This is a genomic window from Streptomyces sp. NPDC037301 (assembly GCF_055602785.1).
This window is the reverse complement of the sequence record NZ_JBVJWD010000110.1, coordinates 1-9770: the sequence shown is the minus strand read 5'-3', so window position 1 is coordinate 9770 and position 9770 is coordinate 1. Positions and strand designations below refer to the sequence as shown.

Genomic DNA, 9770 nt, shown 5'->3' with positions numbered 1-9770 from the left:
TTCGTTCTCGCCCCGGAGCAGGCCCTCCAGCTCCAGATCACAGTCGGGCCCCCTGACACGTCCGCCCGCCGCACCCTCACCATCCACTCACGCCCGGACTCGGGCGACGTACCCAGTGATGCGCCCTGGACTCAGCACGCCCAAGGCACTCTCACTCCCCAACTCCCCTCGGTCGAGGCTGACCCCAGCTCCGATCTCAGTAACTGGCCGCCTCCCGGCGCCCAGCCCATCACGTTGCACGACACCTACGAAGACCTCGCCGCCCAGGGCTACCACTACGGCCCCGTCTTCCAGGGCCTCAAGGCCGCCTGGCGCGCCGGCAACGACATCTACGCCGAAGTCGCCCTCCCCCCGGAAGCTCACCAGGACGCCGGCGCCTTCGGCGTCCATCCGGCCCTGCTCGACGCCGCCCTCCACGCCAATCTCTTCGATGAGGGCGACAGCCAGGACAGTGCCGAAGGGCCGCGTCTGCCCTTCGCGTGGAGCGGCGTTTCGGTGCATGCGGCAGGTGCCACCTCACTGCGTGTACGCGTGACGTCCCACGGCCCTGACGAGGCGTCAGTACTGGCCGCGGACTCGACCGGTGCTCCGGTGATATCGATACGTTCGCTGGCCGCGCGTGCCGTCAGCGCCGAACAGCTGGCGGCGGCCGGTAGTGACGACGACGCACTGCTGCGGCCGAGCTGGGCCGAGCGGGCCGGATGGTCTCCGTCCGAGGAACCGGCCGGCAGTTGGGCGGTCATCGGCAGCAGCGAGGACGACCGGCTCGTGGCGGCTTTCGGCGCCGAGGCTCCGGTGTTCTCCGATCTCGCGGCACTCAGGGCGACGTCCGGCCCCGTACCGGACTTCGTGGCCCTCGCGTGCACAGGAGCCCTCGCGTGTACAGGAAGCGAGAATCACGGAACCGGTCTGCTGGACCGTATGCGCACCGCGACGGTCCGTGTGCTGGAGGCCGTGCAGGAGTGGCTGGCCGACCCGAGGTTCATCGACTCCCGGCTGGTGATCCTCACCAACGGCGCGGCCGGCCCCGGCGCCGAGCCCGGCACGGCCGTGGACCTGGTTCACGCTCCGTTGTGGGGCCTGGTGCGTTCCGCACAGGCCGAACACCCCGGCGGGAGGCTGCTGCTCCTCGACTGGGACGGCACCCCGCCCTCCGTGCAGCTCCTGCGATCTGCTGCAGCCACTGACGGAACCGAACTCGCTCTGCGTGACGGCAAGTTGTGGGAACCGCGGCTCGTAAGAGAGCAGCAGAGCGCAGTCGAAGCCATCGGTGCGCCCTGGGGGGATCCGGAAGGCACCGTACTGATCACGGGCGGAACCGGCGGCCTCGGTGCCGCTGTCGCCCGCCACCTGGCCTCGCGGTACGGCGCCCGTCGGCTGCTGCTGGTCAGCCGTCGCGGTGAGAAGGCGCCCGGTGCTCATGAACTTGCGCAAGAACTGGCCGAGTTCGGGACCGAAGCGGTACCGGTGGCATGTGATGTCGCGGACCGCGCCGCGCTGGAGAAGCTGCTCGCCGAGATCCCGTCCTGTCACCCCCTCACGGCTGTGATCCATACAGCAGGTGTGGCTGACAACAGCCTGATCGAGACGCAGACCGCGCGAAGCGTGGACTCGGTACTGCGTCCCAAGGCGGACGCAGCCTGGCATCTGCACGAGCTGACGCAGCATCAACCACTTGCCGTCTTCGTGCTGTTCTCCTCCACGTCGGGTCTCTTCGTCGGTGCCGGACAGGCCAACTACGCCGCCTCGAACGTCTTCCTCGATGCCCTCGCCCGCCACCGCAGGACCCAGGGCCTGCCTGCTCTCTCCCTCGCCTGGGGCCTGTGGGCCGAGACCCAGGGCATGGCGGGCCGGCTGGTCGAGGCCGATCTGGAGCGGATACGGCGGATGGGCATGCGCCCGCTGCCCACCGGCCGGGCGCTGGCCCTGCTGGACTCGGCCATGGCTGTCGACGCCCCGGTGCTCGTACCGGTCGGGCTGGAGGCGGCAGTGCTGCGCTCGCCGGGCGGACCGGTGCCCGCGCTGCTTCGTACGCTCGTACGCAACCCGATGCGCCGCGCCGTCCCGGCCGCGGCGGCAGCGGCCCCTGCGGCGGCCGCCGAAGCGCTCTCGCTGCGGCTGTCCGGCCTGTCGCAGGCCGACCGCGACCTCCTCCTCCTCGATCTGGTCCGGGACAACGCGGCAGCGGTGCTCGGTCATGGCAGCGGCCAACACATCGACCCTGAGCGGGCGTTCAAGGACATCGGCTTCGACTCACTGGCGGCCGTCGATCTGCGCAACCTGCTGGGCGCGGCCACCGGCCTGCGGCTGCCGGCGACCCTCGTCTTCGACTTCCCCGCGCCGGCCGTGCTGGCCGCGCACCTGGCGGCCGAGCTCGTACCGGCCCTTTCCTCGAGACAGTCGCTGTTCGCCGAGATCGACCGCCTGGAATCGGCTCTGCTCGCCTCGCCCCCGGACGAGGGCGAGCACGACGGGGAGCATGCGGAAGTCGCCGCGCTACTGGACACACTGGTACGTAAATGGCGGGACCGGCGCGGTGCGGGGCAGGACGCCGTAGTCCGTACGGACTACGAGTCGGCCACCGACGACGAGCTGTTCGCCGCTCTGGACGGTGAAATCGGACTCCCGTAGCAGGAGCCGGGCCGACGCCGATGGCACCGACGGCCCGGATTTGCTCCCCGTATCCCCGATCCGCCCGCCCCGGCTCGACAGACCTCAGATTGGCTCAGACACCGATGGCGAACGACCAGAAACTGCGTGAGTACCTGCGGCGTGCGACGGCGGACCTCCAGGAGACCCGCCGCCGTCTGCGCGAGGTGGAGGACGGCAAGCATGAGCCGATAGCGATCGTTGCCATGGGCTGCCGCTACCCGGGCGGCGTCACATCTCCCGAGGACCTGTGGCGGGTGGTGGACGAAGGCACCGATGTGGTCGGTCAGTTCCCCACCGACCGCGGCTGGGACATGGACTCGCTGTACGACCCGGCGCCGGGCCGCCCCGGCCGCAGCTATGTGCGCGAGGGTGGATTCCTGTACGACGCCGCGGAGTTCGACCCGGTGTTCTTCGGCCTCAGCCCCAGGGAGACGCCGGAGACGGACCCCCAGCAGCGGCTGCTGCTGGAGACCAGCTGGGAGGCGTTCGAGCGCGCGGGCATCGACCCGGCCACGCTCAAGGGCAGCAGGACCGGGGTGTTCGCCGGCCTGATGTACCACGACTACGCCGGCGGCAGCGCGGCCGGCAGCCTCGTGTCCGGCCGGGTCGCCTACACCTTCGGCTTCGAGGGCCCCGCGGTGACGGTCGACACGGCGTGCTCGTCCTCGCTGGTGGCGCTGCATCTGGCCGCGCAGGCGCTGCGCAACGGCGAGTGCTCGCTGGCGCTGGCCGGCGGCGTGACCGTGATGGCCGGACCGGAGATGTTCATAGAGTTCAGCCGGCAGCGCGGGCTCGCCTCGGACGGGCGATGCAAGTCCTTCGCCGGCGCGGCGGACGGCGCGGGCTGGTCCGAGGGCGTGGGCGTGCTGCTGGTGGAGCGTCTCTCGGACGCGCGGCGCAACGGGCACCCCGTACTGGCAGTCGTACGCGGCTCCGCCGTGAACCAGGACGGCGCAAGCAACGGCCTCACCGCCCCCAACGGCCCCGCCCAGCAGCGCGTCATCCGTCAGGCCCTCAACAACGCGGGACTCACCACCAAGGACGTCGACGCGGTCGAGGCACACGGCACGGGCACCGTACTCGGCGACCCCATCGAGGCGCAGGCGCTCCTCGCCACCTACGGCCAGGACCGCCCCGCCGAAAGCCCCCTGTGGCTCGGCTCGGTGAAGTCGAACATGGGGCACGCGCAGGCCGCCGCGGGCGTCAGCGGCGTCATCAAAATGGTGCAGGCGATTCAGCACCAGGTGCTGCCCCGCACACTGCACGTGGACGAGCCGACACCGCAGGTCGACTGGACCACCGGGAACGTACGGTTGCTGACCGAGCCGGTCGCCTGGCACAGCGACGCGCCGCGCCGGGCGGGCGTCTCCTCCTTCGGGCTCAGCGGTACGAACGCGCACATCATCATCGAGGAAGCGCCCGCCGAAGCCGCGTTTGAGGCATCCGAAACAGCTGAACCGTCCGGAGCGCCCACGGCCCCCGCTGAGCCGCAGGTGCTTCCGTACCTGCTGTCGGCGCGCGACGAACGGGCGCTGCGCGAGTCGGCAGGCCGGCTGCGTGCCCACCTCACCGCCGACGGCCGCGACACGGCCGCGGACGTCGCGTTCTCGCTGGCCACCACCCGGGCCGTCTTCGATCAGCGGGCTGTCGTCGTCGCGGACGACCACGACAGCCTGCTGCGCCGGCTGGACGCACTGGCCACAGGCGACGACAGCGCGGGACTGGTATTCGGTACGCCGCAGGGACCGGGCGGGCGCACCGCCTTCATGTTCACCGGCCAGGGTGCCCAACGCCTCGGCATGGCAAAGGAGTTGTACGCCTCCCAGCCCGCTTTCGCGGCGGCGCTCGACGCGGTCTGCGCAGAGCTGGACCCGAGGCTGGAGACACCCGTCCGTGACGTGATGTGGCGGTCCAAGGACGAGCGGGGTGCGGAAGAACTGGACCGTACGGGCTACGCGCAGGCCGCACTCTTCGCGGTCGAGGTGGCACTGTTCCGCCTGCTGGAGAGCTGGGGGATACGCCCCGGCCTGCTGATCGGCCACTCGATCGGGGAGATCGCAGCGGCGCACGCCGCGGGTGTGTTCACCCTGGCGGACGCCTGCGCGCTGGTGGCGGCCAGGGGTCGGCTGATGCAGAAACTGCCCGCCGGCGGCGCGATGGTCGCCGTCGAGGCGTCCGAGGACGACGTACTCCCACTGCTCGGCGAAGGGGAACGGATCGGCGTGGCCGTCGTCAATGGTCCGTCGGCCGTGGTGCTCTCCGGCGACGAGGATGCCGTCCTGCACGTCGCGGAACAGCTCCGGGAACAGGGCCGCAAGACGTCACGACTGCGCGTCAGCCACGCCTTCCACTCGCCCCGCATGGACCCGATGCTCGCGGACTTCCGTAAGATCGTCGCGGACCTCCCGATGCACGCACCGCAGCTTCCTGTCGTCTCCAATCTCACCGGAAAGCTTTGCACCGAGCGCGAGTTGACCTCAGCCGACTACTGGGTGCGGCACGTACGCGAGACGGTCCGCTTCAGCGACGGCATCGCCACCCTGCGCGAACACGGCGTCAGCACCTTCGTCGAGCTGGGTCCCAGCGCCACCCTCACCGCCCTCGCCCAGCAGTGCGTGACGGACGAAGCCGACTCCCGGAGCACCGCCTTCGTACCGGTGCTGCGCGCCGACCGCCCCGAGCCGCAGTCGCTGACCACCGCGCTCGCCGAACTGCACGTACGCGGTACGGCGGTCGACTGGCCCGCGGTCGCCGCGGGCTGGGGCGGGCGCAGGGTGCAGCTGCCCACCTACCCGTTCCAGCGGCAGCGTTACTGGTGGGAGAACGACGCCTTTGACGCCTCCGGTACAACGGTCCGGTCCACGCCCGGCAGCGCGGGCGCCCCGGCCTTCTGGGACGCCGTGGAACGCACCGACACCGGCGCACTCGCCGAGGCACTGCACGCGGACAGCGACGCCCAGCGGGAATCGCTGGACGTCGTGCTGCCCCTGCTCGCGTCCTGGCGCTCGCACCGGGTGAAGGAGGCGACCGCCGACGCCTGGAGCTACCGGATCGACTGGCTGCCCCTCCCTGAACCCGCCCGGGACACCGCGGCCGCGGCAGGCACCTGGCTCGTCCTGGCACCGGAGGGAGCAGCCGCCGGCCGCTGGGCAGAGCGGCTCGGTGAGGCGCTGCACGTCCGGGGCGCACAGCCACACCTCATCACGGTGGAGGCCGCCGAACTGGCCTCCCTCGCCGGCGAAGGTGACCCCACCGGCACCGCCGAGGCACGGACCGCGCTCACGGACCGGCTGCGTACCGCGTCCGAAGCGGGCTCACCGGTACGCGCGGTGCTCTCCCTGCTTGCTCTCGCCGACGCGTACGGCCTGACCGCCACCGTCGCACTCGCCCAGGAGCTGGGCGACGCCGCGATCGATGCGCCGCTGTGGTGCCTGACCAGCGGCGCGGTCGCGGTGGGCGGGGCGGAGGAACTGCCGAACCCGGAGCAGGCCCAGGTGTGGGGACTCGGCAGGGTCGTCGCCCTGGAACAGCCGCAGCGTTGGGGCGGCCTGATCGACCTGCCGCCGACGGCCGACGAGCGTACGGCCGCCCGGCTGGTGTCCGTACTGGCAGGAGGCGCCTTTGACCAGGGGGCCGGAGCGGAGGACCAGATCGCGGTGCGCGCCTCGGGAACCTTCGGCCGCCGACTCGTGCACGTCCCCGCCGACACGACCATCGCGGGCACCGGGAGCAGCGGCAGCGGCGACACGGACAGGCACGGCGACGACGAGGCCGCGACCGAGGGCGACACCGCCGCCGCAGGGAACTGGACGCCGCACGGCACCGTCCTGGTCACCGGCGGCACCGGCGCACTCGGCGCGCACGTCGCCCGCTGGCTCGCCCGACGTGGCGCCGCCCATCTCGTACTGACCAGCCGCCGTGGCCCGCAGGCACCGGGCGCCGAGGAACTGACGGCCGAACTGACCGCGCTCGGAGCCCGGGTCACCGTGGCGGCCTGCGACGTCGCGGACCGTACGGCCCTCGCCGCGCTGCTCGAAGGCCTGCCCGACGACCAGCCGCTCACCGCCGTCATGCACACCGCCGGCGTGCTGGACGACGGCGTGCTGGAGTCCATCACCCCCGAGCGGCTCGCCGGCGTACTGCGCCCGAAGGTGGAGGCGGCCCGGCACCTGCACGAGCTCACCAGGCACCACGGACTGACGGCGTTCGTCACCTTCTCCTCGATCGCCGGACTGCTCGGCAGCGCGGGACAGGGCAGCTATGCCGCCGCGAACGCCTACCTGGACGCACTTGCCCAGCACCGCCGGGCCCTGGGCCTCGCGGCCACCTCGGTGGCCTGGGGACCCTGGGACGGCGGCGGCATGGCGGGCGAGGACGCCTCGCAGGACCGCTCCTGGTGGCGCGGCCTGGCCCCGATGGACGCCGAACTCTGCCTGACGGCCCTTCAGCGGGCCCTGGACCGGGCGGCGACCTGCGTCGGTGTACTGGACGCCGACTGGCCGCAGCTCGCGGCCGGTTTCACGGCGACCCGGTCCAGCCCGCTGATCGCAGGCCTCCCCGAGGTACGCACCGGTGCCACCGCGGCCGGCGGCACCGGCGGGCCCGCGGGCCCGTCCGAAGCGGCTTCGGACCTGGTCGTCCGGCTGTCCGCCCTGCCCGAGAGCGAGCAGCGGCGCGAAGTGCTGGACCTGGTACGCGGACAGGTGGCGCTCGTCCTCGCCTACGACAGCACCAGCGCGGTGCAGTCCAGCCGCGCCTTCAACGAGCTCGGATTCGACTCGCTCACCGCCGTCGAATTCCGCAACAGGCTGAGCACCGTCACAGGTCTTAAGCTCCCGGCCACGCTGCTCTTCGACTACGCGAACCCCGACGTGCTGGCCGGGCATCTGCACGGCGAACTGTGCCCGAGCGGAGCAGCCCCCGCCGTACCCGTACTGGCGGAGCTGGAGCGCATCGAATCCGTGGCGGCGGCCCTCTCCGTGGAGGAGATCGAACGCAGCCGGATCAGCCACCGGCTCCAGGATCTCGTCACCCGGCTCAACGCGCGAATCAACGACGGCGACGACGCGGGGAACACCGAGCCGGCAGACGGTCCCACCGTCGCCGACCGCCTCGGCGCCGCGTCGGCCGAGGACGTCTTCGACTTCCTCGACAAGGAACTCGGGCTCTCCTGACCCGCTGATCCGCCCCAGCCCCCTTCTGCTCATTCACCCCACTTCCCGAACCTCCCGCATGCGCAGTTCCCGGGAAACGACACACGGCGAGGCCCTGATGGCGAACGTGAACGAAGCTAAGCTCCTCGACTACCTCAAGCGGACGACCGCGGACCTGCATGCCACGAAGCAGCAGCTGCGGGAGATCGAGAACGCCGGACAGGAGCCCATCGCCATCGTCGCGATGAGCTGCCGCCTGCCCGGCGGCGTGCGTTCGCCCGAGGAGCTGTGGCAGCTGATCGCCGCAGGGGTCGACGCGATCGGGGACTTCCCCGAGGACCGCGGCTGGGACACCGGGGCCGACGCCGGAACGGGCTCGGGCGCGGATGACGGCGCGGACTACCCGCGCAAGGGTGGCTTCCTTTACGACGCCGCGGAGTTCGACCCGGCCTTCTTCGGCATATCGCCGCGCGAGGCACTGGCGATGGACCCGCAGCAGCGGCTGCTGCTGGAGGCCTCCTGGGAGGCCTTCGAGCGCGGTGGCATCGCGCCGGACTCGGTGCACGGCGGCCGCGTGGGCGTCTTCATGGGCACCAACGGCCAGACCTACTTCGACCTGGAACTGCCGGAAGAGGCCGAGGCCTACATGGCCACCGGCAGCAACGCGGCCGTGCTGTCCGGCCGTATCTCCTACGTACTCGGGCTGGAGGGGCCGGCCGTCACGGTGGACACGGCGTGCTCGTCGTCGCTGGTCGCACTGCACCTTGCGGTCCAGGCACTGCGCAAGGGCGAGTGCACCCTCGCGCTCGCAGGCGGCGCGACCGTGATGGCGACCCCCGACCCCTACATCGCGTTCAGCAAGCAGCGCGGTCTCGCGGCCGACGGCCGCTGCAAGGCGTTCTCCGAGGCGGCGGACGGCACCGGCTGGTCCGAGGGCGCGGGCGTACTGCTGGTGGAGCGGCTGTCCGACGCGCGGCGCAACGGACATCCCGTACTGGCTGTCGTACCCGGCTCCGCCGTCAACCAGGACGGCGCCAGCAACGGCCTCACCGCGCCGAACGGCCCGTCGCAGCAGCGCGTCATCTGGGACGCGCTGGCGAGCGCGCAGCTGTCTGCGGACCAGGTGGACGTGGTCGAGGCACACGGCACGGGCACGGTCCTGGGCGACCCGATCGAGGCGCAGGCACTGCTGGCGACGTACGGGCGCGACCGCGCGGCGGAGAACCCCCTGTGGCTGGGGTCGGTGAAGTCGAACATGGGTCACACGCAGGCCGCTGCGGGTGTCGCCGGGATCATCAAGATGGTCATGGCGATGCGGGCCGGCGTCCTGCCGAAGACGCTGCACGCGGACGAGCCGTCGACGAAGGTGGACTGGACGGCCGGCCATGTCCGGCTGCTGACCGAGGAAGTGGAGTGGGACGGCACGAGACCGCGCCGGGCGGGTGTCTCGTCGTTCGGGATCAGCGGTACGAACGCGCACGTCATCCTTGAGGAGGCGCCGGCGGCGGAGCCCACTGAGGCGGAGCCCGTGGAGCGCCCGGACTCGGACTCCACAGGCTCCACAGGCTCCACGGGACCGGTGCTGTGGCCGGTCTCCGGGGCGAGCGTGGAGGCGTTGCGTGCGCAGGCGGCGGGGCTGTTGGGCCTGATGGAGCGTGTGGATGCTCCTGATCCGGTGGATGTGGGTGTCGCGCTGGCGACGACGCGCGCGCAGCTGGAGCACCGTGCGGTGGTCGCGGGCGCCGGGCGCGATGAACTGGTCGCAGGGCTGCGGGCACTGGCTGCCGGCGAGCCTGCGCCGGGTGTAGTCAGCGGGGCCGTGGTTGACGGTCGGCTGGCGTTCCTGTTCACGGGGCAGGGTGCGCAGCGAGTCGGTATGGGCCGTGAACTGGCCGCCGTCTTCCCGGTGTTCGCGAACGCGCTGGACGAGGCGTGCGGTCATCTCGACCTTCAGCTCGAACGGCC

General features: G+C 71.7%; 3 protein-coding genes. All 3 read left to right on the top strand.

The window, feature by feature from the left end; genetic code table 11:
- The coding region (locus tag ACZ7IB_RS47995) for a type I polyketide synthase (protein ID WP_470921580.1) at window positions 1-2631 on the top strand (2631 nt) is incomplete at its 5' end.
- 104 nt (window positions 2632-2735) lie between these two features.
- Window positions 2736-7826, top strand: coding sequence for a type I polyketide synthase (locus tag ACZ7IB_RS47990; RefSeq protein ID WP_470921581.1), 5091 nt, complete (start codon window positions 2736-2738; stop codon window positions 7824-7826).
- 97 nt (window positions 7827-7923) lie between these two features.
- Window positions 7924-9770: type I polyketide synthase (locus ACZ7IB_RS47985; protein WP_470921578.1), on the top strand; the 1847-nt coding region annotated here is incomplete at its 3' end.

What these genes read in the sequence shown, in the direction of transcription:
- ACZ7IB_RS47990 (WP_470921581.1), top strand. Translation starts at nt 2,736, where the DNA reads ATGGCGAACGACCAGAAACTGCGTGAGTACCTGCGGCGTGCGACGGCG.